This window comes from Leifsonia lichenia, from assembly GCF_054780215.1.
On record NZ_BAAGWT010000010.1, the window covers coordinates 304,414 to 328,844 of the forward strand.

A 24,431-nucleotide genomic window follows, 5' to 3' on the forward strand; every position below is an offset into this window, starting at 1 on the left:
CCGCGCAGGCGGTGGGGGCCCGCACCTGGGGAGAACCAGCGCATGACCTCCGTGACAACACCGCCGGCCGCCACAGACGGCACGAACCGGCGCGACAGCAAGACCAGCGGCAGCGACCGCCGCCGCCAGGATCGGGATGCGCGCCGCGCCCTGACCTTCGGCCAGAAGGTGAGCCGCTTCGACGTCAAGGCGTCCCCCTACCTCTACATCGCACCGTTCTTCATCCTGTTCGGCCTGGTCGGACTGTTCCCGCTCGGCTACACGTTCGTCGTGTCGCTGAACAAGTGGAACCTCCTCACCGGTCCGGGCGAGTGGGTCGGCTTCGGCAACTACATCGCCGAGCTGAACGACCCGTTCTTCTGGAACTCGCTGTTCAACACCATCAGCATCTTCCTGCTGTCCGCCATCCCGCAGCTCATCGGCGCCGTGCTGATCGCCGCGATCCTCGACCAGAACATCCGGGCCAAGACCTTCTGGCGGATGAGCGTCCTCATCCCGTACGTGGTCACCCCGGTCGCGGTCACCCTCATCTTCTCCAGCGCGTTCGACGAGAAGTACGGCCTCATCAACAACCTGCTGCAGTCCGTGCACCTGTCGCCGATCAACTGGAAGACCGAGACGTTCCCCGCTCACATCGCCATCGCCTCGATGGTCAACTGGCGCTGGACCGGCTACAACGCCCTCATCCTCCTCGCCGCCATGCAGGCCGTGCCGCGCGACATCCACGAGTCGGCCGCCCTCGACGGCGCCGGGGCGTTCCGCCGCTTCTTCTCGATCACGCTGCCGAGCATCCGGCCCACGATGATCTTCGTCATCATCACGGCGACCATCGGCGGTCTGCAGATCTTCACGGAGCCCAAGCTGTTCAACCCGTCGAGCGCCGTGCCCGGAGGCCCGCAGCGGCAGTACCAGACCACCGTGCTCTACCTGTGGGACATGGCTTTCAACCGGCAGAACTTCGGCAAGGCGTCCGCCATCGCGTGGCTGCTGTTCATCATCATCGTGCTGTTCGGGGTGCTGAACTTCCTCATCTCGCGGCGCATCGCATCCACCGAGTCCCGGATGAGCGCCAAGCGCACCAGACGTCGGCTGGCCGCTCAGCGCGCCACGGCAGGGGCGGGTGACGCGGGAAGCGGGTACCGAAACGACTCGGCCACCGAGGGCGATCTCGCCCTGGTCGCCGCCAGCGAGGAGAAGAGATCATGACCGCCACCGTCGACCGCGACAGCTCCGCCGAGCAGCGCTCACCACGGGCGGCCGCAGCGAAGACACGCGCCCCCAAGCCCCGGCAGAACAAGCGTCGTGCGCTCGGCATCGACCGTCGGCCCGGCTTCCTCACCTACGGTCTGCTGATCGTCGTCTTCATCGGCGGGGTCTACCCGCTCTGGTGGTCGGTGGTCGCCGGGTCCAGCCCGAGCAGCGTGCTCACCTCCACCTATCCCCCGCTGCTTCCCGGCGGCCAGTTCTGGACGAACGTCGCGCAGGTGCTCGACACCGTGCCGTTCTGGCTGGCGCTCGGGAACTCGCTCATCGTCTCGAGCATCATCACGATCTCGGTCGTCGGGTTCTCGACGCTCGCCGGGTACGCGTTCGCGAAGCTCAGATTCCGCGGCCGCGAGGGCCTGATGGTGTTCGTCATCGCCACGCTCGCCGTGCCGACCCAGCTCGGCATCATCCCGCTGTTCATGGTGATGAAGCAGTTCGGCTGGACGGGCACCCTGGGTGCGGTCATCATCCCGACCCTGGTGACCGCGTTCGGCGTGTTCTTCATGCGGCAGTACCTGGTCGACGTGATTCCGGAGGAGCTGATCGAGGCTGCGCGCGTCGACGGCGCCAACATGATCCGCACCTTCTGGCACGTCGGCGTCCCCGCCGCCCGGCCCGCGATGGCGATCCTCGGCCTGTTCACGTTCATGACGGCGTGGACCGACTACCTCTGGCCACTGCTGGTCGTACCGCAGAACCCCACCCTTCAAGTGGCGCTGAGCCAGCTGCAGTCGGCGAAGTACGTCGACTACTCGATCGTGCTCGCCGGTGCCGTCATGGCGACCATCCCTCTGCTCATCCTTTTCGTGCTCGCCGGAAAGCAACTGGTCTCCGGCATCATGGCCGGCGCGGTGAAAGGCTAAGAATGACGTTTCAGACCAGCGACTGGCCTGACGGTTTCCTCTGGGGGTCGGCGACCGCCGCTGCCCAGATCGAGGGCGCGGCGCACGAAGACGGCAAAGAGGACTCCATCTGGGATCACTTCGCGCGCATCCCGAATGCCGTCGCGGGCGGAGACACCCCGGAGATGGCCGTCGATCACTACCACCGGATGCCGGCCGACGTCGCCCTGATGAAGGAGCTCGGCCTGCAGTCGTACCGGTTCTCGATCTCCTGGGCGCGCGTGAAGCCGGGCGACCGCTTCGTGAACCAGGCCGGCATCGACTTCTACAGCCGCCTGGTGGACGAACTGCTGGATGCGGACATCCTGCCCTGGCTGACGCTCTACCACTGGGATCTCCCGCAGGCGCTCGAGGACGCGGGCGGCTGGGCGAACCGCGACACCGCATACCGGTTCCGCGACTATGCCGCAGCGGTCTACGACGCGCTCGGAGACAGGGTGAGCCACTGGACGACGTTCAACGAGCCGCTCTGCTCCTCGCTGATCGCGTACGCGGCGGGCGAGCACGCCCCTGGCAGGCGGGAGCCGCGTGCCGCCCTGGCCGCGCTGCATCACCAGCACCTCGCGCACGGGCTGGCGACGCAGACGCTGCGCGAGAAGGCTGGCGCGACCGCTGGCGCGTCCGCGGGTGCGTCCGCGGGTGCGTCCGCGGGTGCGTCTGCTCTCCGCGTCGGGATCACGCTCAACCTCACGAATGCCGTTCCGAACGACCCGGCCGATGCGGCAGACCGCGAGGCGGCACGCAGGATCGACGGTCTCTGGAACCGGATGTTCCTGGAGCCCCTGCTGCTCGGCAGCTACCCGGACGATGTCCTCGACGACGTGCGCGAGCACCGCTTCGACGAGCTCGTGCAGGACGGCGACCTGGCCACCATCGCACAGCCGCTCGACTTCCTCGGCGTGAACCACTACCACGACGACAACGTCTCCGGGCATCCCCTGCCGGTGGATGCGCCGCAGGGCCTCACCCCGACCGACCGGCCGAAGTCGTCGCCGTTCGTCGGCAGCGAATACGTGACGTTCCCGTCGCGCCACCTGCGGCAGACCGCGATGGGCTGGGAGGTCAACCCCGACGGCTTGCGCACCCTGCTCGTGCGGCTGGGCCGCGAGTATCCGACCCTTCCCCCGCTCTACATCACGGAGAACGGTGCAGCGTACGACGACACTCTCGACGCGGACGGCCGCATCCGCGACACCGAGCGCGAGGCGTACATCCTCTCCCACGTGGATGCGGTGCGCGCCGCCATCGCGGAGGGCGCCGATGTGCGCGGCTACTTCGTGTGGTCGTTCCTCGACAACTTCGAGTGGGCGTGGGGCTATGAGAAGCGGTTCGGCATCGTGCGGGTGGACTACGAGACGCAGGAGCGTACCGTGAAGGACTCTGGCCACGCGTTCGCGAGGCTGATCGCGGAGACCAGGGGGCGCGTCGGCTCTAGCATGGGTCTTGCGGTAGAAAGGTGACCCGATGACGTCGGAGCAGGTGGACGGTCGGCCTGTGCCCACCCTCGAAGCGGTGGCGGCGCGCGCCGGTGTCTCGCGCGCGACCGTGTCCCGCGTGGTGAACGGCTCGACCAAGGTCACTCCCGAGGTCACGGAGGCGGTCACCAAGGCCATCGCCGACCTCAACTACGTGCCCAACCGCGCCGCCCGCTCCCTCGCCTCCCGCCGCACCCAGGTGATCGCCCTGGTCGTGCCGGAGTCGACGGCCAAGGTCTTCGCCGACCCGTTCTTCGCATCCATCGTCCAGGGTGTCGCGCTGCACCTGGCGGACACCGAGTACACGCTCAACATGGTGATCTCGTCCGAGCTGAACCCGGACAAGACCCGGCGCTACCTGATGGGCGGCAACGTCGACGGCGCGCTCGTCGTCTCCCACCACTCCGGCGACCATTCATACGCCCAGCTCGGCTCCACGCTGCCGATCGTCTACGGCGGCCGCCCGGTGAGCGAGACGGAGCACAATGCCTCCTTCGTCGACGTGGACAACGTGGCGGGCGCGGCAGGCGCGACCGAGCACCTGATCGGCCGCGGCCGCCGCAGCATCGCCCTCATCACCGGCCCCCAGGACATGCCGGCCGGCGTCGACCGCTACACCGGCTGGCGGCGGGCAATGGATGCGCACGGCCTCGACACCACGCTCGTCGAGTACGGCGACTTCTCGCCCGTCTCCGGCATGGAGGCGATGCGCCGTCTGCTCGCCCGCAACGTGAAGATCGACGGCCTGTTCGCCGCCAACGACCAGATGGCGGCTGGCGCATACTCGGCGATCCACGACGCCGGGCTGAGCATCCCCGGCGACATCGCGGTCGTCGGCTACGACGACGACTACTTCGGCCTCACGGCGACGCCCCCGCTGACCACCGTGCACCAGCCATCCATCGGCCTCGGAGAGACGATGGCGAGGGTGCTCGTGCGGCGGATCGAGGGCGAGCCTGTGGACAGGGTGACCCTGCTGCCGACGGAGCTGGTGGTGCGGCAGAGCTCGTAGGGGGGCTTTAGCCGCATCCCCACGAGGCGTCTCACTCGGAAGTGAGCGCGCTCTCTGGCCTATGGCCTGTCCGAACACGGTGACGGTGCACGAGCACCGCGGCTCCGCCCCCGATGGCGACGCTGGCCAGAGCGGCGACAGTGGCGATGGGCGGCGCTCCCGTGGCCGCCAACTCATCTGTGACTCCAGCCGTCGCCAGCGCGGGCTCTTGAACCTCCTCTACGGGAGGTGGCACGGGCGGAAGGACGGCGGGCGTCTGCGTTGATGAATCGGTTGGTTCCGAGGTCGGGGGCGCAGTGCCGGGGTCGAGAACAGTAAAGGTCACTCCCTCGACCTCCGTCGCGAACATCATGTCGAGGTACCTGCTATGCATGACCACCCCGTAATCCCCGGGCGTTGCGTCCACGGGAACGACGATGTCGACGTCGAAACGCCCCGTGGCTTTGTCGAAGGGTATGTCGATCGAAAATCCACCCAGCCATGCCGTTGCGACCGGACGAAAGTCGAGACTGATACCCATTGACCTCGTGCTTTCTCCGACCACATGCAGCCGGCCGCCCGGCAGCGCCTCGAGCGGGCTCACCGTGATCTCCTCGACGTATTCGATCCCCTCCCACGAGCCGGGGACCTCCTCCGGCGGAGCGCCCGGAACCTGATCGGCGTGCGCGGGCATCGCCACAAATGCAGCGGTTATGGATGCTGCTGCGACCGCACCGCAGATCGCAAGTCGAGCGGTCCCGTTCCGCAACAATGTCTGGACATCCACATACCAAACATTTTTCACATTAATGTTGTACACCTAGCGAGCATATCCACGGCCGCACGCCCGAACAACGGAGTCACATGAAATCCAGCGCCCTCGCTCGGACAGCTTTGGGTACCAGCGCCCTCCTCATCGCGGGGTTCGTCACCCTTCCCGCGCCGAGCGCGACCGCGGTTCCCGGCGACGAACGCGGAGATTGGTTCGTCGAGGACGCTCAGCTGAGACGAGACGTCGGCGCCCCAAAGCCGCCCGGCACCACGCAGAGCCGAGCGGTCACACTCGACGCAGACGCCGCCGTGCGCGCGGTGGTGGCAACCTCCTCGCTCGCTCGTGCGGAGCCAGGCGAGCGACTGATCGTGCCGAAAAGGGGTGACCTCTCACTGACGCTGTTCGACGGGGAGCGGCTGACGGTCGAGGTGTCCGAAGTCGCTGTGACGCTCGACGTCGCGAGCACGGAGTCGGTTCCGACAGTGGAGGTGATCGGCACCGAGAAGCGCGCCGGCACCATTGCGTCGACGGTCGCGTTCACCTTCATCCCCGATGCGTCAGGGGACTATGTGCTTCACGGAGGAATCGAACGCGACAGCCAACCGCGAGTGGAGCTCGACCAACCCAGCCGAGGAGTGGTCCGCCTCAATGAGATCGGTGATCCCCCGGCGCGCCCGATCGACACCGACGACGCCATTCTTGCCCCAGAGTCCGGCGACGCGGCCATGGCAACCCCGAAAGAGGGGGGCAGCCGAGCAACACCCGCCATCACGATCATTGACCTCCTCGTCGGGTACTCCAGCTCGTTGGACGCGTCGATGAACTCGCGAGCGGAGATCACCCAACGCATCGCGGAAACGAACACCGCTCTCGCCACCTCCGGGGCAAACGTGCGCGTGAACCTCATGTCCATTGCTCCCGTTCCCTACGTACAACATCCCAGCGATATGCACGTAGACCTTGATCGTTTGCAAAAGAAATCAGGGAGTCTCGACCTGCTTCACGCGCAACGCGATGCGATCGGCGCGGACCTGGTTGCCTTAGTCGTGCCAAACACCACAGCCTCGGCCTGCGGGATCGCCTGGGTGCCGCGCGCTGGTGGAGCAGCGGATTATGGCCTCAGCGTGACGGCACAAGAGTGTTTCCACCAGCACTCCCTCGCTCACGAGCTCGGTCACAATCTCGGCAGCCAGCACGACCACAACAACGCCACGACAAAGGGCGACCCCTACCTGTTCAGTCACGGCTACCAGGTCCCGGGCGTGGCCAGGGACATCATGTCCTATGCGTGCCCGAAAAACGATTGCAAGCGCTTCCTCCAGTACTCCAACCCCAGCGTGAACTTCCTCGGCACCACCGTCCCGTCCGGGACCGCCACCGCCGATGCCGCGCGCAGCTTCAACCTCATGGCCCCTGTCATCGCCAACTACCGCACCAAGACGAAGGTGACCCGCCTCTCCGGCGCCGACCGTTACGACACGGCCGCCGCCATTTCGCGGCACGGCTTCACGGACCCCGCCAAGGTTTCCACCCTCGTCGTCGCGACCGGCACCGACTTCCCCGACGCGCTCTCCGCCGCGCCGCTCGCCGCGAAACTGGGCGGCCCGCTCCTGCTCACGCACCCGAGCGGCCTGCCTGCCGCGACCGTCACCGAGATCAAACGGTTGAAGCCGTCGAAGGTCGTCGTGATCGGGGGCGCGACCGCCGTTCCGGCCGCCGTCGAGAGCGCACTCAAGGGGCTCGTCGCCGCGGGAGGCAGCGTGCAGCGGATCTCCGGCGATGACCGGTACAGCACCTCGGTCGCGATCGGGAAGTACGGCTGGGGTTCGTCCGCGACCGCGTTCGTGGCGACGGGCCTCGACTACCCGGATGCGCTGTCCGCCGGGGCCGCGGCCGGGAAACTCGGCGCTCCCGTTGTGCTCGTGCCCGGAACGTTCGCCGCAGCCCCCGCCGTCACCACCAGCTATCTCACCGGGATCGGCGTGAAGACCGCATACATTGCCGGGGGGATGACCGTGGTGTCCGCGGGCATCGAGAACGCACTGAAAGCCAAGCACACCGTCGTCCGTTACGCGGGCACGGACCGGTTCAACACATCCACCCTGATCGCCAAAGCCCACAACACCCCGGGCGGCAGCATGTATCTCGCCAGCGGACTGAACTTCCCCGACGCACTCGCGGGCGCTGTCATCGCCGGACGGCAGAAGGCACCGCTCGCGCTGTCGCCGCAGAACTGCGTACTGAGAACCCTCAACGACGTGCAGCGTGACATCAAACCGTCCGAGGTCGTGCTCCTCGGTGGGGCAACACTGCTCTCCGAAGCGGTGCAGCAGGGCAACATCTGCTGACACAGGGTGTTCGGCGGTGGGCACGCGCGGCCAGGAATACAGCGGCCCTGCGACGCCGCCCTGCGACGCGACGTATTCAAACGCCCCTGAGGGCCGCCCTACGCCAGCGCCCGGAACACCCGGTTCCCCAGCACCGCGAGCACGAATCCCGTGGCCACGATCGCAGCCACTCCCCCGGCGTACGCCACGAACAGGTGCTGGCCCGTGCCGTCCTGCGCGGAGAAGTAGGTGACGAGCAGCGCGACGATCGCCCCGGCGACGCACACCACCGCGATCCAGAGCAGCGGCCACAGCTTGGTGCGCACAGGGCGTTCGGCGGTGGGCACGCGCAGCCAGGAGTACAGCAGCCCGGCGACGCAGCCCCAGAACGCGACCACGAGCATCCCCGCCACCACGTCGCTCGGCCGGTGCCACTGCTCCACCAGTGTGGATGCGCCGGCCGCGATCGTGAAGACAGAGCCGATCACCGCCGCGAGCGGGCGGAAGCGCGGGGACGCGACCAGGAAGACGACGAGGGCCGCCGACGCCGCCACGGTGGTGTGGCCGGACGGCAGCGAGTTGGCGAGGCCGACATCCACGCCCTTCGACGGGCGGCTCAGCACGGTGTACTTGAGGAGCTGGGTGCTGCCGTTGGCGAGCGCTGCCGCCGCGACCGCCACGAAGAAGACCGCCCAGTTGCGGCGGAACGCCACGATCGCGAGGGCCGCGATGCAGCCGAGGATCACCGAGGCGGCAGGCAGGGCGTTGAGGAAGGTGTGGGCGAACTCGATCAGGTCGCCCTTCCACACGTCGGCCCCGGCGAACGCCCGCTCGTCGATGACCTGGCCCATGTAGCTCTGCACGAACACCAGGTAGACGAGCGCGAACACCACCGCCGTGCCGAGCGCGCCCCAGAGGAAGGGCAAGGGGCGGAGCGCGGTTCGCATAGTGCCCCAGCCTCCCATACCGTTCTTGGTGTTCTCCGGACGGCGGCTCCGGGGTGTCTGGAATCCGTATCCAGTGGATGCGCGTGCGCGCCCTTACGCCTCCACGAACCGCACCGCGGGCTCCGCCGCCGCGAACCGCGACCGCATCACGCCGATGGCGTCCGGGTTGCTGTCGACCAGCAGGAAGCGGCGGCCGAGGGCCGACGCGACCGCGCCGGTCGTGCCGCTGCCGGCGAAGAAGTCGAGCACCCAGTCGCCCTCGCGGCTCGACGCCTGCACGATGCGGCGCAGGATGCCTTCCGGCTTCTGGGTGGGGTAGCCGGTCTTCTCCCGGCCGGTGGGCGAGACGATGGTGTGCCACCAGACATCGGTCGGCAGTTTGCCCAGCTCGGCCTTCTCGGCGGTGACCAGGCCGGGCGCCATGTACGGCTCGCGGTCGACGGCGGAGGAGTCGAAGAAGTAGCCTGCGGGGTTCTTCACGTAGACCAGGATCGTGTCGTGCTTGGTCGGCCACTTGTTCTTCGACTTGGCGCCGTAGTCGTATGCCCAGACGATCTCGTTGAGGAACGACTCCCGGCCGAACAGCGCATCCAGCAGCACCTTGGCGTAGTGGGCCTCGCGGTAGTCGAGGTGCAGGTAGAGCGTTCCGTGGTCGGCGAGGATGCGCCACGCCTCGATCAGGCGCGGCTCGAGGAACGACCAGTAGTCGTCGAACCGGTCGTCGTAGCGCAGCAGGTCGCCCTTGATGCGCTCGTAGCTTCGGCCCTTGAACCCGGTGACGCTGCCAGCGCCGCCGGACGAGCGCACCGAGGTGGTGCTCCGCCTGGTCTGCGACCGGCCGGTGTTGAACGGCGGGTCGAGATAGATGAGGGTGAACGACTCGTCGGGGAGCCCCGCCACGACGTCGAGGTTGTCGGCGTGCACGACGGTGCTCGGCGCATCCGGATGCCAGGCGCCGACCGCATCCGCGCCGACCGCATCCGCAGCGACCGCATCTGCAGCGACCGCGTCCGCAGGGGCCGCATCCGCGGTGGAGTCGTCCAGCATTCCACCATTCTCGCAGTCTGTGCGTCGCGACGCTGCCGGGTTACCCTGGCGGCATGAGTCTCACCGTGGTGAAGCAACCGGAATCGTCCCGCTACGCCCTCCTCACGGACGGCGAACAGATCGGCGTGGCCGAGTACGAACTGCGCGACGACGCGATCGTGTTCACGCACACCGTCGTCGACGAGGAGAAGCGGGAGAAGGGGATGGCGTCAACGCTGGTGCAGGAGGCGCTTGACGACGTGCGCGCCAACACCGACCTGCGCGTGGTCGCCACCTGCCCGTACGTGCGGCACTGGCTCAGGGAGCATCCCGAGTATCAGGACCTGCAGTCCCGCTAGGCGCCACGTCGATCCGGATGCGCCCTCCCTCCCAGATGCCCTTGTCGCCGTCGCCGGGCAGCGGGGCCGGGGCCGGCAGCATCGACTGCCGGTCGAGTTCGACCTGAGCCTCGTGACGGGTGGGGGCGAAGACCTCGTCGCCGATGCCGACGATGCTGCTCGACGAGCCGCCCGTCTTGCGCGTCTTGTCGGAGAAGTCGATCCAGCCCAGCTTCGACGCGATGACCACGAGCACCACTGCAGCGACGATTCCGCCGACGATCCACCAGTTCACGCGGGTCAGGGTACCCGAACGCGCTGGGAATGTCCCCCTTTCGAGGGTGAACCGGCCCCGGATGCTCGCACAGGCAGCACGAGCAGGGCACCGGTGACGGGGTGGTCGATGGTCTCCACCGGATGCCCGTAGACGGCGCTGAGGCGTTCGCCGGTCAGCACGTCGCGCGGGCTTCCGTCCGCGACCACGGCGCCGTCGGCGAGCAGCACGATCCGGTCGGCATACGCGGCTGCGAGGTTCAGATCGTGCAGCACAGCGAGCACGGCGGCCCCGTCTGCGGCGAGGCCGGAGGCGAGCGCGAGCACCTGCTCCTGATGGCCGATGTCGAGCGCGTCGGTCGGTTCGTCGAGGAGGACGATGCGACAGCGCTGCGCGAGCACTCTGGCGAGCGAGACGCGGGCGAGCTCTCCACCGGAGAGGGTGGTCACATCGCGGTCGGCGAGGTGGGTGGTGTCTGTGCGGGCGAGGGCGTCGGCGACGATGGCGTCGTCGTCGCTGTCGCCGTCGTCGTCCTCATCCTCCGGCGGCCGGACGCGCGCCCACGGCATCCGCCCCATCGCCACCACGTCGCGCACCGGGTAGGAGAACGACACGCCCTTCTGCTGCAGCAGCACGCTGCGCAGCCGGCCGAGCTCCTGCACCCGGATGCGCGCCACGGGTCGATCGTCGATAGTCACCGTGCCGGAGTCCGGCGTGACATCCCCGGCCAGCACCGAGAGCGCCGTCGACTTACCCGCGCCGTTCGGGCCGATCAGGGCGACGAGCTCGCCGGGGCGCACGGCCAGGTCGACCTCGGACAGCAGCGCGCGGCCGTCGACGGTGAGGGTGACGCCGCGCAGCTCGGCGCTCATGCCGCACCCTCCTTCGCCGCGATCGTGCGGCGCAGAAGCACGAAGAACACCGGGCCGCCGACGAGGGCGGTGAACATCCCGATCGGAAGGTCGGCGAACGGGACCACAGTGCGCGCCGCCAGGTCGGCCGCGCTGATCAGGAGCGCCCCGCCGAGCGCGCTGGCCGGGATGAGCGCCGCGTGCGCTGGGCCGATCAGCAGCCGCAGCAGGTGCGGGATTATCAGGCCGACGAACGCGATGATGCCCGCGAACGACACGGCGACGGCGGTGAGCAGGGCCACGAGCAGGATCGCGACCAGCCGCACCCGTTCGACGGGGACGCCGAGGTGCCTGGCGCTCCGCTCCCCCAGGGCGAGCGCATCCAGTCGCTTGGCGAGTAGCCACGCGCATCCCACGCCGACGATCAGCAGCGGGAAGGTGACGGCCACCGCCTGCCAGGTGGCGCCGTTGAGGGAGCCGAGCTGCCAGAACATGATCTGCTCACGGCTGGCGGTGTCCGCCTGGAACACGAGAAACGCGATGACGGCGTTCGCGACGGCGTTGATCGCGATGCCGGTCAGCACCAGCATCAGCACTTGGGTGCGCCCGCGGGCGCGCGACAGCACGTAGACGAGCACGGTCGTCAGCACACCCATGATGAAGGCGGCGGCGGGGATGCTCGCCGGACCGAACTGCTGCACATCGAAGACGATCACGGCGCACGCGCCGACCGCGCAGCCGGCAGAGACGCCGACCACGGCAGGCTCGGCGAGCGGGTTGGCGAAGACGCCCTGCATCAGGGCGCCGGCGACGCCGAGGGCAGCGCCGACGACGATGCCGAGCGCGACGCGCGGGAACCGGATGTTCCAGAGGGCGCCGTCCGCATACGTCGCCGCGCCGGTCGCCGCCTGCCCGATCCCGATGCGGCGGCCGATGGATGCGACGATGTCGGCGGGCGAGAGGGCGAACTGCCCCACGGAGGAGGAGACCAGCACGGCGAGCAGCAGCAGCACGAGCAGCCCCGCGATCACCGGGACGCGGCGGCGGCGAGCGCGGGCGACGGCGCTGACGCGCACGCCCTCGCGCACGCCCTCGCGCACGCTCACGCCCGCGCCCGCGCGCGGCGGCGCCTCCGCCCGCGTCACTTCCCGGCCCCCGGCCGGTACAGCGCGTCGGCGAGCGACAGCAGCACGGCGGGCGTCGTCGGCCCGAACGACATGAGCTGCCCGTCGTTCATGTCCACGATCCTGCGGTGCTGCCCCGCGGCGGTGTCCGCGACGCCCGGCCGCTGCAGCAGGCCGTCGACGCCGCCCGTGGAGGCGAGGCCGTCGGTCATCATGAGGAACACATCCGGGTTGGTCGCCAGCAGAGCTTCGCTGTTCGCGGGCTTCGCGCCCGCGATGCCCGCTTCGGTGGCCACGTCGACGGCGCCGAGCGCCCCGATGAGGTCGTCGGCGCCCATCCCCTTGCCGAAGAGGAAGAACACGCCGGCACGGCCGCGCACGTAGAGCAGGGCGGCGCGCAGTCTGTCGTCTCCGGTCGGCGCCATCGCGGCGATGGTCTTCTTCGCCGCAGCGAGGTCGCCGGCGACGCGCTGCGCCAAGCGTTTGCCGTCCGCGTCGAGCCCGACCGCGTGCGCGACCGTCTCGATCTGCGACCCGATGGTCGCGATGCTGCGCTCCGGGTCGAAGAACACCACGGAGACGCCGGATGCGCGGAGCTGGTCCTGCACGTCGCGCGGCCCGAGCGTCGTGTCGGTGAGCACCAGCGTCGGGTGCAGGGCGAGGATCGCCTCGCCGTTCAGCTCGTGGCCGTTCTGGGTCACCAGCGGGAGCTTGCTCATCACGCTGAGCGTGTTCGACGCCCCACGGCCGACGAGCCTGTCGCCCATCCCGAGGCCGACGACCGTCTCGGCGAGCGTGCCGTAGACGTCGAGCGCCAGAATGCGGCTGGTGTCGGAGACCGTGACCCTCGTGCCGGACGCGTCCTCGACCGTCACGGGCAGTTTCGGCTTCGGGGTCTTCGTGACGGGGACCACATCGGCGACGGTGGCCGCGGTCGACGGGCCGGTGATGGTGCGCGGGTCGGAGAGACCGGCGCGCGCATCCGTCGCCGGTGCTCCTGTCGTTGCGGCTGGTGCGGGGGTCGACGCCGATGTCGCGGCCGTCGTGCCGCATCCCGAGAGTGTCGTCACCACCGCGACCACGGCCGCAAGCCGCAGCAGCCGGGCGGAACGCCCCGCTCGCCGACGCCCGCGGGCGGAGCCGGCGGCCCCGCCCACGAGTGCTCCAGTGCGAGAGGTCACGCCTGAGCCGCCGCCCGAGTGGATGCGCGACGGCGAACGGCCACGACAGCCGCGACGCCGACGAGGATCATCAGCCCTCCGAGCAGCGGCCAGTTGCCCGCGTCTCCGCCTCCTGTGGTGGCGAGGTTGGCCGCGGTCGCGCTGTCGCACGGGACGGTTGCCCCGAGCGGCAGGCTGAACGACACCGGGTCGAGCGCTGTGCCGGCATCGTAGAACCCGGCGAACGCGGTGGCGCCCGCCGCGGTGAGAGTGGCAGGGGCGTCCGTCGCCGTGACACGCGAGCCGGATGCGCCGCCGCTCAGCGCGACGGACGCGAACGCGATGCCGGAGTGGTCGCTGGCCGCGCCGCCCATGTCGGTCGAGTGGACGTCCGCGACGATGGTGGCCGTGTTCGGGCCTGTCACCTTCACGGCGACGTTGGACAGCACCAGGTTGAGGACGCCGTTGTGGCCCGAGAACGCGACACTGCCGGGGAAGCGGGCGATCCCCTTGTCGTCCGCGGTGTTGTAGCTGCCGGAGCCGTTGCTCCAGCCGTACTTCCCGTCGGCGTACGTCACGCCGGACAGGCTCCACGAGCCGTTCGCGATGCCGCCGGAGATGTAGTTGCGGAAGCTCGACTTGAGGCCCCAGCTCAGCGTCGCGTCACTGATGGAGCGGGCGACGCAGACGGGCTCGGCCGGGGCTGTCGGCGTTGCGACGACGACAGGGTCCGGGACGGTCGGGACGGTCACGATCGGCGGTGCCGTCACGGTGTGGCTGACCGGCGCGGCCGTCGAGGGGGCGAACGCGGAGGGGTCGGCGGGCGTGAACGTCGCGGTCAGCGAGCGGGAGCCCTGCGGCAGGGTGGAGATGCGGGTGGTCGCCGCGCCGTCGCGCAGCACGAGGTTGCGTGCGACGACGGTGCTGCCGTCCAGGATGCTCACGGTTCCGTCGGCCTTCGGGGAGACGGCGACCGTCACATCCACGCCGGAGCCTGAGGTCGAGCTGGCCGACGACGTGGTGATGGTCAGAGTGGTCGCGACCGGTGTCACGGCGGGGACGGCGAACGCGATGGGCGTGTACGTGTCCTGCGTGCGGTCGGCCGAGCCGTGCGCAGCGAACGTGTAGACGCCGCACTCCTCGGTGGAGCAGTCGACCTGGCGGCCGTTCGAGGTGAAGACCTGGGCGATGCCGGTCAGGGTGCTGGTGAAGGCGCCGTCCGCGCCGATGGTGCGGACCCAGGCGACACCCTGGAAGAGCGAGGCGGTGAGGTTCCACGACGGCTCGCCGACGGCCGACTTCGGGCCGACGCCCACGTACACGCCGGGAACGGCGCCGCCCGTCTGGGCGAAGTTCGCGCCGGTGACCGTGATGGAGGCGCCGGCCGGGTCGAGCCCTGTCGCCGGGGCGACGGTGACGGAGGCGGGGGTCGGAGCGCCGACCGCGGTGACAGTGACGGTGACGGCGGACGCGGTGGATGCGGCGAAGGCACTGCTGTCGGCCGGGGCGAACGCCGCGGTGATCGCGTGCGCGCCAACGGCGAGGCCGCTGGTGCTGAAGGTCGCGGCCGAACCGGAGACCGTGCCGGTGCCGAGCGTGGCCGACCCTTCGCGGAAGGTGACCGTTCCCGCGGCGGCCGGGCTGACCGTCGCCGTGAGGGTGACCGGCGAGCCGTCCGTGACGCTCGCCGCGCTCGACGCCAGCGCGAGCGTGGTGGTGGCGGGCGGAACGGGTGCGTATGCCAGCGGGGTGATCGAGTTCTGGCTGGTGTCGCTCATCCCCTGGCCGTGGCCCTTGGACGTGTAGACCGCATACGTCGGGATGGATGCGCTGGCCGCCGGGACGGTGACGGTCACGGAGAACGTGCCGTCCGCGTTCATCGGCGCAGTGCGGCCCGACGGGCTGGTGCCGTCGACGTTGCCCGGTGCGATCCAGATAGTCTCGCTGCTGATGAGGCTGCTGGCGCCGAGGTAGAAGCCGGGAAGTCCCGTCGGGCCGACGCCCAGGTAGATGCCCTGGGTGCTGGGGGTGAAGCCGCTGCCGGTCAGGGTGATCGTGCCGCCTGCTGCGGGGATCTCCTGAGCGGACACGGTCGGGCCCGCCGCGTGCGCCGGGGTGGCGACGGCGGTGACGCCGAGGGTGGCGATGGCGGTCGCGACCAGCGCCGCGAGCAGACGCGCGCCGCGTCTCTTCGCCGGTGCTTGCGCAGGGGTGGACGGGGAACTCATCGATCTCATGGCGCTCCTGTGAGCGGAACGGCGCGGCCGTTCCGCTGGACTCGGGACTGGTGTGGTTAGGTAAGGCTCAGCTAACTAAGCTTTGCCTAACCTAACAACGATCCCGCCTCACACGCAATCGAGCCCAGGCTTTTTCACCGCAAATGCGCGTTTTAAGGTGAAGAAGCCTGGGCTCGATGGATGCGCGGGAGGGGCGGGAGGAGCGGGAGGGGCGCGGGGCTAGGGGACGCGGTAGAGCCAGCCGGGGGTGCCGAACTTCTCGGCGACGAGCTTTTCGGCGGCGGCGTACTCCTCGGGGGTGATGTCGCCAGGGGTCGCGCCGTAGAGCTGGGTGAAGGTCTGCTTCATGCGGTCGATGATCTCGGCGCGGGTCATGCCGGTCTGGCTGCGCAGCGGGTCGACGCGCTTCGCCGCGCTGGTGATGCCTTTGTCGCTGATCTTCTCCCGGCCGATGCGCAGCACCTCGGTCATCTTCTGGCCGTCCATGTCGTAGCTCATGGTCACGTGATGCAGAACGGCGCCGGAGCCGAGACGCTTCTGCGCAGCCCCGCCGATCTTGCCTTTCGGGCTCGTGATGTCGTTGAGCGGCTGGTAGAACGCGTCGATGCCGAGCGACTTGAGGGCGACGATCGCCCACTCGTCGAGGAAGGCGTAGCTGTCGGCGAAGCTCATCCCCTGCACCAGATCGGCCGGAGCGTAGATCGAGTACGTGACGACCGAACCGGCCTCCATGAACATCGCGCCGCCGCCGGAGATGCGCCGCACTACGTCGAAGCCGTACTTCTGGGCGTTCTCCGCATCCACTTCGTTCTTGACCGACTGGAAGCTGCCGATGACCACGGCGGGCTCGTCCCACTCCCAGATGCGCAGGGTCGGTCCGCGACGTCCATCGCCGACCTCGGTGGCGAGCACCTCGTCGAGCGCCATCTGCATCACGGGCGGCACCGCCTTGGAGTGCACGATCTGCCAGTCGTAGTCGCGCCAGCTCGTCGCGCGGGCGAGCGAGCGTCGCACGGCGACGGCGACGGCCTCCGGCGAGAAGCCAAGCAGCGTCGCCCCCTCGGGCAGCGCCCCGCGGACGGCGGCGGCGATGGTCGCGGCGTCCGCCTCGGCCGGGAGGCCGTTCACCGAGCGGTCGATCGCCTCCAGGGCGGTGTCCGGCTCGAGGAAGAAGTCGCCGGCAAGGCGGAAGTTCGCGAGTCTGCCGTCGATCACCTCCAGGTCGACGACGACGAGCTTGCCACCAGGAACCTTGTATTCACCGTGCATGGCTACAGCCTAGATCGCCAGGGCGCGCTCCGGTTCGAACGGCTACACCCGCGACGGGATGCGCGCATCCAGCCAGGCGGTCAGGTCGGCCATGACCTCGGCCTTGTTGGTCTCGTTGTAGATCTCGTGGCGCGCGCCGGGGTAGACGATCGTGGTCACGTCGGTGAGCCCGGACCGCTGCCGGTACGCCTTCTCCAGCCTGCGGGCGCTGGCCTCGCCGCCGAGCGGGTCGTCTCCTCCCACCTGGATGAGCAGCGGCAGGTCGCGTGCGAGCGAGCGGGCGGGACGACCGAGCAGCCGGGAAGCATCCGCAAGCCCGAACAGCTTCGCGATCGGGGTGAGCGTGGTGAGCGGGTCGTCGACGAACGCCTGGGCGACGGCGGGGTCGCGGCTCAGCCATTCGGCGCCCGTGGTGCCGAGGTGGGCGTGCCGCTTGTTCAGGTCGCCGCTGTTCATCGAGCCGAGCACGCGGTACGCGGTTCCGGAGAGCACCGCGGCGTCGTAGTCGCTGCTGTGCTCGTTGAGGATCATCTGGCCCATCAGCGAGCCCCAACTGTGGCCGAAGAACACCAGCGGGAGGTCGGGGTTCTCGTCGCGGATGAGGCGCGAGAAGGCGCGCAGCGCATCCACTGTGGCCCGCAGGCCGCCGACGCCGAGCCTGCCGAGCCGGGTGGCGTCGCCTTTCCACTGGGCCATGCCGGTGCGGCCGTGACCGCGGTGGTCGTCGGCGTAGACGGTGTAGCCGTTCGCGTTGAGGTGCTCGGCCAGCAGCCGGTAGCGGCCGGCGTGCTCGCCGACGCCGTGCGCGACCTGCACCACCGCCCGCGGCGTCTCGACCGGGTACACGTCGTAGGTGATCTCGACGCCGTGAGCATCTTCGTAGCTGGGCACGTCGTCATTCTGGCGCACGCCGGCGGCGAACGGGATTTATTTAGCAAGACTAATTTGTTAGGCTAACGATATATGGCTCAACGACTCTCCACCCACGACCTCAGCACCGCCGTCCGCATCGCGGTGGCGCGGCTGTCCCGTCGGCTCAGGGCGGAGAAGGCCGACGACGAGCTCAGCGACACCCAGACCTCGGCGCTGGCGTTCCTGGTGCGAGAGGGCTCCGGCACGATCGGTCAGCTCAGCGAGCACGAGCGCGTCAAGCCTCCGTCGATGAACCGCACGATCAACTGCCTCGAAGAAGCCGGGTATGTGCGGCGCACCCCGGACGCCGACGACGGCCGCAAGGTGGTCGTCGTTCCCACCGAGGAGGGTCGTGCGCTCATCGCCGAGACCAGGCGGAGGCGTGACGCCTGGCTGCACAAACGGCTTCGTGAGCTGACTCCCGGGCAGCGGGCCACGCTGGCCGATGCGGCGGCCATCCTGCGAGAGCTGGCCGACTCGTGAGTGCCATGTTCCGTTCCCTGTCCGGCGTGAACTACCGCATCTGGGCGGCCGGGGCGATCGTCTCCAACGTCGGCACCTGGATGCAGCGCACGGCCCAGGACTGGATCGTCCTCACCCAGCTCACCCACAACAACGCGGCGGCCGTCGGCTTCGTGATGGCGTTGCAGTTCGGGCCGCAGTTGCTGCTGCTCCCCGTCACGGGATGGGCGGCCGACCACCTGGACCGCCGCAAACTGCTCATGGCCACGCAGGGGGCGATGGGCGCGCTGGGTCTCGGGCTGGGCATCCTGACCGTCACCGGGGTCGTGCAGCTCTGGCACGTGTATGTGTTCGCGCTGCTTCTCGGCTGCGTCGCGGCGTTCGACGCCCCTGCGAGGCAGACGTTCGTCTCCGAGCTGGTGGCCGGGCCGAACCTGTCCAACGCCGTCGCGCTCAACTCGGCGTCGTTCAACATGGCGCGCCTGCTCGGACCCGCTGTCGCCGGCCTGCTGGTCGCGGTCGTCGGCGCCGGCTGGGTGTTCCTGATCAACGCGGCGACGTTCGGCGCCGTGCTGCTGTCGCTCAAGTTCCTGCGGGTCGAGAAGCTGTACCGGTCGGAGCGCGCGAAGAAGCAGCGCGGCGGCCTGGTCGAGGGCTTCCGGTATGTGCGGCGGCGTCCGGACATCATGGTGATCCTCGTGATGGTCTTCCTGATCGGCACCTTCGGCCTCAACTTCCCGATCTTCATCTCCACGATGTCGGTGTCGGTCTTCCACGCGGGCGCCGGCGAATACGGCCTGCTGTCGTCGATCATGGCGATCGGCTCGGTGGTCGGCGCGCTGCTGTCCGCCCGCCGCGAGCGGCCGCGCGTCGCGCTCTTGTTCGCCGGCGCAGCCTTCTTCGGCTTCGGCTGCGCGCTGGCCGCCGTGATGCCGGACTTCTGGCTCTTCGCACTGGCGCTGATCGTGATCGGCGTCTCGTCGCAGACCCTGATGACCACGGCGAACGGTGTCGTCCAGATGACGACGGACCCGCAGCTCCGCGGTCGGGTGATGGCGATCTACATGGCGATCTTCATGGGCGGAACCCCCGTGGGTGCCCCGATCGTCGGCTGGGTCGCCGACACGTTCGGCCCGCGCTGGGCGATGGGAGTGGGCGCCGCGTCCGGTTTCGCCGCGGCGATCGTCGGCGTCTTCTACCTGATCAAGTACCGCAGCCTGCGCCTCCGCTTCACCTCGTGGCGCCCGCGCTTCACGCTCTCGCCGCGCGAGGCAGCGCGCAAAGACCTCGCCGACACCGAGGCGACCGCCGCCCGCGCCTCCTGACCGACGCAATCGAGCCCAGCCTTTTTCACCGCAATCGCCCGTTTTGCGGTGAGAAACCCTGGGCTCGATTGCGTCGGTCAGGCGGGGTTGGGCGCGTAGGCGACGGGCGGGTGCGTGGCGAGCACCAGGGCGCGCAGCGCCTCGAGGTCGCCGCGCACCAGGCCGTGCGCACGCGCCTGCACCAGCACGTTGCCGATCGCCGTCGCCTCGACCGGACCGGCGAGCACCGGCACCCCGCAGCGGTCGGCGACGAGCTGGCAGAGCAGGCGGTTGCGCGCTCCGCCGCCAACGATGTGCACGGTGTCCACGGGCCGCCCGGACAGCGCCGACGCGGTTCGCACTGCGTGTGCGAACGCCTCGGCGAGGCTCTCCACGATGCTCCGCACGTACTCGACCGGCCCGTTCGGCGCCGCCATCCCGCGCTCAGCGCACCACGACGCGATCCGTGACGGCATGTCGCCCGGAGCCAGGAAGCGCTGGTCGTTCGCGTCGAACACCGGCACCGGCGTTGTCAGCGCCTCCGCCCGTTCCAGCAGTTCCACCAGGTCGGCATCGATCCCCGCCCCGCGCCAGCTCCGGATGCACTCGCTCAGCAACCACAGCCCCATCACGTTGTGCAGGAATCTGACCCGCCCATCCACCCCGCCCTCGTTCGTGAAGTTCGCCTCCCGCGCGGCCTCGCTGAGCACCGGCCGGTCCAGTTCGAGGCCGACCAGCCCCCACGTCCCGCAGGAGATGTACGCCGCGTTCTCCGACTGCAGCGGCACGGCGACGACCGCCGACGCGGTGTCGTGCGAGCCGACCGCCGTCACCACCGGCCCTCCCCCGCCGCTCGCGAGACCATCCGTGCCCACGCTCGGGATGCGCAACTCGCCACGCACACTCGGCAGCAGCGGCCCGAGGACGGTCCCCGCATCCACCACCGGCCGGAACAGCCCGCGCGGCAGGCGCAGCGCATCCATCAGCGCCGTGTTCCACGCTCCGTCCGCGCCGAGCAGCCCCGTCGTGGACGCGTTCGTGCGCTCCGCGACGCGCTCGCCGCTCAGCCAGTACGCGATCAGGTCCGGGATGAGCAGCATCGAGTCGACGCCGTCGAGCCGTCCGGCCGCGCGGTCGACCGCGAGCTGGTAGAGCGAGTTGAACGGGAGATACTGCAGCCCGTTCTGCCGGTACAGCTCGTCGGCGGGCACGCGCGCGTGCACCAGCGGCGTCCCGGCCGCCGCCCGCTCGTCGCGGTAGTGGTACGGGATGCCCTGGAGCACCCCGCTGCGCAGCAGCCCGTAGTCGACGGCCCACGCATCCACCCCGACGCTCACGATCCCCGGCTCGGCGCGCAGCGCATCCCCCAGCCCGTCGACGACGTTGCGGTACAGCTCCGCGATGTTCCAGTGCAGGCCGGGACGGTCGCCCTCCCAGAGGGTTACGGGCGTGTTCGGGAACCGGGCGGCCTCGGTCAGGTCGAGGGTGTCCGGCCCGACCCTCCCGATCATCACGCGCCCGCTCGTCGCTCCGAGGTCGACGGCGGCAACGGCACCCGCCGCACCCGCACCCGCACCCGCACCCGCACCCGCGCTCATCGCAAGAACGCCGCCGCCACGCCAGCATCCACCGGGATGTGCAGCCCTGTCGTGTGGTCGAGGTCGGACGAGCACAGCACGAACACCGCATTCGCGACGTGCTCCGGCAACACCTCGCGCTTGAGCAGCGTGCGCTGCGCGTAGTACTGGCCGAGCTCCTCCTCCGGCACCCCGTAGACCGCGGCGCGCTTCGCCCCCCAGCCGCCCGCGAAGATCCCGGAGCCGCGCACGACGCCGTCCGGGTTGATCCCGTTGACGCGCACGCCGTGCTCGCCGAGCTCGGCCGCGAGCAGCCGCACCTGGTGCGCCTGGTCGGCCTTGGTCGCCGAGTACGCGATGTTGTTCGGCCCGGCGAAGATCGAGTTCTTCGACGAGATGTAGACGATGTCGCCGCCGAGCTTCTGGTCGATCAGCACTCTGGCCGCGGCGCGCGAGACGAGGAAGGACCCCTTCGCCATCACGTCGTGCTGCAGGTCCCAATCGGCCACCGTCGTCTCCAGCAGCGACTTCGACAGCGACAGCCCGGCGTTGTTGACCACCAGGTCGAGGCCGCCGAACGCCAGCAGGGACGCATCCACTGCCGACTGCACAGCGCGCTCGTCCGTGACGTTCGCCTGCACGCCGACGGCGACGTCCGTCCCGCCGATGGATGCGGCCGCGTCCTGCGCCTTCGCGAGGTCGAGGTCGGCGATGACGACGCACGCACCCTCGGCCGCGAGCCTCGTCGCGATGGCCTTGCCGATGCCGGATGCGGCGCCCGTCACGAGCGCGACCCGACCGGCGAGCGGCTTGGGCTTCGGCATCCGCTGGAGCTTCGCCTCCTCCAGCGCCCAGTACTCGATGCGGAACTTCTCCGACTCGTCGATCGGCGCGTATGTCGACAGGGCCTCGGCCCCGCGCATCACGTTGATGGCGTTGATGTAGAACTCTCCGGCCACGCGCGCGGTCTGCTTGTTCGCGCCGTAGCTGAACATCCCGACGCCCGGGATGAGCACGATCGCCGGGTCGGCTCCGCGGATCGCGGGCGACTCGTCCGTCGCGTAGCGGTCGTAGTACGCCTGGTAGTCGGCGCGGTACGCCGCGTGCAGCTCCTCCAGGCGGGCCACCGAATCCTCCACGGAGGCGTCCGCCGGCAGGTCGAGGACCAGCGGTTTCACCTTCGTGCGCAGGAAGTGGTCAGGACAGGACGTGCCGAGGGCCGCCAGCCGTGGATGCTCGGACCGCGCCAGGAAGTCGAGCACCACCTCGGCGTCGCTGAAGTGCCCCACCTGCACGCGGTCGGTCGACGCGAGCGCCCGCAGGTGCGGCGCGAGCGCCGCCGCCTTCGCGTGCCGCTCCGCCTCCGGCAGTGCCGCGTAACCGTCCAACACGGTTCCGAACGGCTCGTCCCGCCCGTGCGCAGCGATGTACGCCGCGGCTGTCTCGATGATCCAGAGCGAGTTCGCCTCTGCCTCGTCGCTCGTGCCGCCCCACGCGGTGATGCCGTGGCCGCCCAGGATGCAGCCGATCGCATCCGGATGAGCCTCCTTCACCGCAGCGATGTCGAGCCCGAGCTGGAAGCCGGGACGCCGCCACGGCACCCACACCACGCGACCGCCGAAGGCCTCCGCCGTCAACCGCTCACCGTCGGCCGCTGTCGCGAACGCGATGCCGGAGTCCGGATGCAGGTGGTCGACATGCGCCGCATCCACCAGCCCGTGCATGGCCGTGTCGATCGACGGCGCGGCACCGCCCTTGCCGTGGAGCGTGTAGTCGAACGCGGCGACCATCTCGTCCTCGCGGTCGACTCCCGGATACACGCCGGTCAGGGCGCGCAACCGGTCGAGCCGCAGCACCGCCAGCCCCGCCTCGGTCAGCGTGCCGAGGTCGCCGCCGGAGCCCTTCACCCAGAGCAGTTCCACCGGCTCGCCGGTCACCGGATCGGTCTCGATCCCCTTGGCCGACGTGTTGCCTCCGGCGTAGTTGGTGTTGCGCGGGTCGGCGCCGAGGCGGTTCGACCGTGCGATGAGCGCTTCCGCCGCTTCGTTGGCCATCAGGCGCCCCACCCTGCCTGGGTGCCGCCGACCCGGTCGGCCTCGATCTTCTCCTGGTACCCGGATGCGGCGTATGCGGCCATCGGGTCCGCGGGGAGTCCGCGGGACTCGCGCCACTCGGCGAGCGCGGGGCGCACATCCGTGTAGAACGCATCCATCAGGATGCCGTTGCCGCCGAGCACATCGCCCGCCGCCTGGGCGGCGGAGAGCGCATCCCGGTCGATCAGCAGGGCGCGCGCCGTCATCTCCTGCACGTTGAGCACCGACCGGATCTGGCCGGGGATCTTCTTCTCGATGTTGTGGCACTGGTCGAGCATGAACGCCACGTCCGGGTTGTTGAGCCCGCCGCCGCGCACGACCTCCGCGATGATCCGGAAAAGTTGGAACGGGTCCGCGGCGCCGACGATCAGGTCGTCGTCGGCGTAGAACCGCGAGTTGAAGTCGAACGAGCCGAGCTTCCCGAGACGGAGGAGCTGGGCGACGATGAACTCGATGTTCGTGCCGGGAGCGTGGTGTCCGGTGTCGAGGCAGACGTACGCCTTCTCGCCGAGCGCGACGGTGTGCGCGTAGCTGGTCCCCCAGTCCGGGACGTCCGTGTGATAGAACGCCGGTTCGAAGAACTTGTACTCGAGCACCATCCGCTGGTCGTCGCCGAGCCGTGCGTAGATCGCGGCGAGCGACTCGGCCAGCCTGTCCTGCCTGGCCCGGATGTCGTCCTGGCCTGGGTAGTTGGTGCCGTCAGCCAGCCAGATCTTGAGGTCGCGCGAACCGGTCTCGTCCATCACGTCGATGCAGCGGAAGTGGTGGTCGATCGCCTTCTGCCGGACGGCCGGGTCGCTGTGGGTCACCGATCCCAGCTTGTACGCGTCGTCCTGGAACGTGTTCGAGTTGACCGTGCCGAGCGAGACCCCGTGATCCTCGGCGTGCTTGCGCAGATCCGAGTACGAGTCCACCACATCCCACGGGATGTGCAGCGCCACCGTCGGGGCGAGACCGGTGTGCTTGTGCACCTGCGCGGCGTCCGCGATCTTCTCGAACGGATCGCGCGGCGTGCCGGGCGATCCGAACACCTTGAAACGGGTGCCCGAGTTGCCGAACGCCCACGAGGGCAGCTCGATCGCCTGGGCGGCGAGGTCCGCTGAGATGGCGGTGAGGTCAGTCAT

General features: G+C 69.5%; 21 protein-coding genes. 8 read left to right on the plus strand and 13 right to left on the minus strand.

Annotation, left to right across the window (positions count from 1 at the left end; all coding sequences use genetic code 11):
- The first annotated feature begins 42 nt into the window (after window positions 1-42).
- From ACYVGI_RS18755 to ACYVGI_RS18770, 4 genes are read left to right on the plus strand one after another with little or no spacing between them, the layout of a single operon-like run.
- Window positions 43-1,206 carry a carbohydrate ABC transporter permease gene (locus ACYVGI_RS18755; protein WP_460634095.1) on the plus strand — a complete coding sequence of 388 codons (1,164 nt, stop codon included), beginning with the start codon at window positions 43-45 and terminating at the stop codon, window positions 1,204-1,206.
- A complete protein-coding gene (locus tag ACYVGI_RS18760; RefSeq protein ID WP_460634096.1) occupies window positions 1,203-2,129 on the plus strand; it encodes a carbohydrate ABC transporter permease in 927 nt (308 codons plus the stop codon). Before ACYVGI_RS18755 ends, ACYVGI_RS18760 begins: the two co-directional genes overlap by 4 nt.
- 2 nt (window positions 2,130-2,131) lie before the next feature.
- Complete coding sequence (locus ACYVGI_RS18765; protein ID WP_460634097.1) at window positions 2,132-3,628, plus strand: GH1 family beta-glucosidase; 1,497 nt, start codon at window positions 2,132-2,134, stop codon at window positions 3,626-3,628.
- Between the two features lie 4 nt (window positions 3,629-3,632).
- Window positions 3,633-4,655 (plus strand): LacI family DNA-binding transcriptional regulator, encoded by a 1,023-nt coding sequence (locus ACYVGI_RS18770; RefSeq protein ID WP_460634098.1) that lies wholly within the window; start codon window positions 3,633-3,635, stop codon window positions 4,653-4,655.
- Between the two features lie 31 nt (window positions 4,656-4,686).
- Here the strand turns inward: ACYVGI_RS18770 and ACYVGI_RS18775 are convergent, their stop codons facing one another.
- Complete coding sequence (locus ACYVGI_RS18775; protein WP_460634099.1) at window positions 4,687-5,454, minus strand: hypothetical protein; 768 nt, start codon at window positions 5,452-5,454, stop codon at window positions 4,687-4,689.
- A 44-nt stretch (window positions 5,455-5,498) separates the two neighbouring features.
- On the opposite strand from ACYVGI_RS18775, the gene ACYVGI_RS18780 reads away from it, so the two are divergent.
- Window positions 5,499-7,754, plus strand: a complete 2,256-nt coding sequence (locus ACYVGI_RS18780; protein ID WP_460634100.1) for a cell wall-binding repeat-containing protein — start codon at window positions 5,499-5,501, stop codon at window positions 7,752-7,754.
- 98 nt (window positions 7,755-7,852) lie between these two features.
- On the opposite strand, the gene ACYVGI_RS18785 is transcribed toward ACYVGI_RS18780, so the two are convergent.
- Both ACYVGI_RS18785 and ACYVGI_RS18790 read right to left on the minus strand, forming a co-directional pair.
- A complete protein-coding gene (locus ACYVGI_RS18785; RefSeq protein ID WP_460634101.1) occupies window positions 7,853-8,680 on the minus strand; it encodes a phosphatase PAP2 family protein in 828 nt (275 codons plus the stop codon).
- Between the two features lie 93 nt (window positions 8,681-8,773).
- Window positions 8,774-9,727 carry a DNA-methyltransferase gene (locus ACYVGI_RS18790; protein WP_460634102.1) on the minus strand — a complete coding sequence of 318 codons (954 nt, stop codon included), beginning with the start codon at window positions 9,725-9,727 and terminating at the stop codon, window positions 8,774-8,776.
- A gap of 53 nt (window positions 9,728-9,780) precedes the next feature.
- Between ACYVGI_RS18790 and ACYVGI_RS18795 the strand changes: the two genes are divergently transcribed.
- Window positions 9,781-10,065, plus strand: a complete 285-nt coding sequence (locus tag ACYVGI_RS18795) for a GNAT family N-acetyltransferase (protein ID WP_460634103.1) — start codon at window positions 9,781-9,783, stop codon at window positions 10,063-10,065.
- Here ACYVGI_RS18795 and ACYVGI_RS18800 read toward each other — a convergent pair.
- The 7 genes from ACYVGI_RS18800 to ACYVGI_RS18830 form a co-directional block, all read right to left on the minus strand.
- A complete protein-coding gene (locus ACYVGI_RS18800) occupies window positions 10,025-10,339 on the minus strand; it encodes a hypothetical protein (RefSeq protein WP_460634104.1) in 315 nt (104 codons plus the stop codon). The two genes, ACYVGI_RS18795 and ACYVGI_RS18800, sit on opposite strands and share 41 nt — an antisense overlap.
- A 5-nt stretch (window positions 10,340-10,344) precedes the next feature.
- Entirely contained in the window at window positions 10,345-11,190 is an 846-nt protein-coding gene (locus tag ACYVGI_RS18805) for a heme ABC transporter ATP-binding protein (protein ID WP_460634105.1), read from the minus strand.
- Complete coding sequence (locus ACYVGI_RS18810) at window positions 11,187-12,275, minus strand: FecCD family ABC transporter permease (RefSeq protein ID WP_460634106.1); 1,089 nt, start codon at window positions 12,273-12,275, stop codon at window positions 11,187-11,189. The genes ACYVGI_RS18805 and ACYVGI_RS18810 overlap by 4 nt, the downstream gene beginning before the upstream one ends.
- A 35-nt stretch (window positions 12,276-12,310) precedes the next feature.
- Window positions 12,311-13,474 (minus strand): heme/hemin ABC transporter substrate-binding protein, encoded by a 1,164-nt coding sequence (locus ACYVGI_RS18815; RefSeq protein WP_460634107.1) that lies wholly within the window; start codon window positions 13,472-13,474, stop codon window positions 12,311-12,313.
- Window positions 13,471-15,690 (minus strand): HtaA domain-containing protein, encoded by a 2,220-nt coding sequence (locus ACYVGI_RS18820; protein ID WP_460634108.1) that lies wholly within the window; start codon window positions 15,688-15,690, stop codon window positions 13,471-13,473. The genes ACYVGI_RS18815 and ACYVGI_RS18820 overlap by 4 nt, the downstream gene beginning before the upstream one ends.
- 219 nt (window positions 15,691-15,909) lie before the next feature.
- Window positions 15,910-16,959, minus strand: coding sequence for a lipoate--protein ligase family protein (locus tag ACYVGI_RS18825; protein ID WP_460634109.1), 1,050 nt, complete (start codon window positions 16,957-16,959; stop codon window positions 15,910-15,912).
- 42 nt (window positions 16,960-17,001) lie between these two features.
- Window positions 17,002-17,850: an alpha/beta fold hydrolase gene (locus tag ACYVGI_RS18830; RefSeq protein WP_460634110.1), complete on the minus strand. Its 849-nt coding sequence runs from the start codon at window positions 17,848-17,850 to the stop codon at window positions 17,002-17,004.
- Between the two features lie 72 nt (window positions 17,851-17,922).
- On the opposite strand from ACYVGI_RS18830, the gene ACYVGI_RS18835 reads away from it, so the two are divergent.
- Window positions 17,923-18,354: a MarR family winged helix-turn-helix transcriptional regulator gene (locus ACYVGI_RS18835; RefSeq protein ID WP_460634111.1), complete on the plus strand. Its 432-nt coding sequence runs from the start codon at window positions 17,923-17,925 to the stop codon at window positions 18,352-18,354.
- 5 nt (window positions 18,355-18,359) lie between these two features.
- A complete protein-coding gene (locus tag ACYVGI_RS18840; protein ID WP_460634112.1) occupies window positions 18,360-19,658 on the plus strand; it encodes an MFS transporter in 1,299 nt (432 codons plus the stop codon).
- 77 nt (window positions 19,659-19,735) lie between these two features.
- On the opposite strand, the gene ACYVGI_RS18845 is transcribed toward ACYVGI_RS18840, so the two are convergent.
- From ACYVGI_RS18845 to rhaI, 3 genes are read right to left on the minus strand one after another with little or no spacing between them, the layout of a single operon-like run.
- Window positions 19,736-21,235, minus strand: a complete 1,500-nt coding sequence (locus ACYVGI_RS18845) for a rhamnulokinase (protein WP_460634113.1) — start codon at window positions 21,233-21,235, stop codon at window positions 19,736-19,738.
- A complete protein-coding gene (locus tag ACYVGI_RS18850; RefSeq protein WP_460634114.1) occupies window positions 21,232-23,268 on the minus strand; it encodes a bifunctional aldolase/short-chain dehydrogenase in 2,037 nt (678 codons plus the stop codon). Before ACYVGI_RS18850 ends, ACYVGI_RS18845 begins: the two co-directional genes overlap by 4 nt.
- Window positions 23,268-24,431, minus strand: coding sequence for an L-rhamnose isomerase (rhaI, locus tag ACYVGI_RS18855; protein ID WP_460634115.1), 1,164 nt, complete (start codon window positions 24,429-24,431; stop codon window positions 23,268-23,270). Before rhaI ends, ACYVGI_RS18850 begins: the two co-directional genes overlap by 1 nt.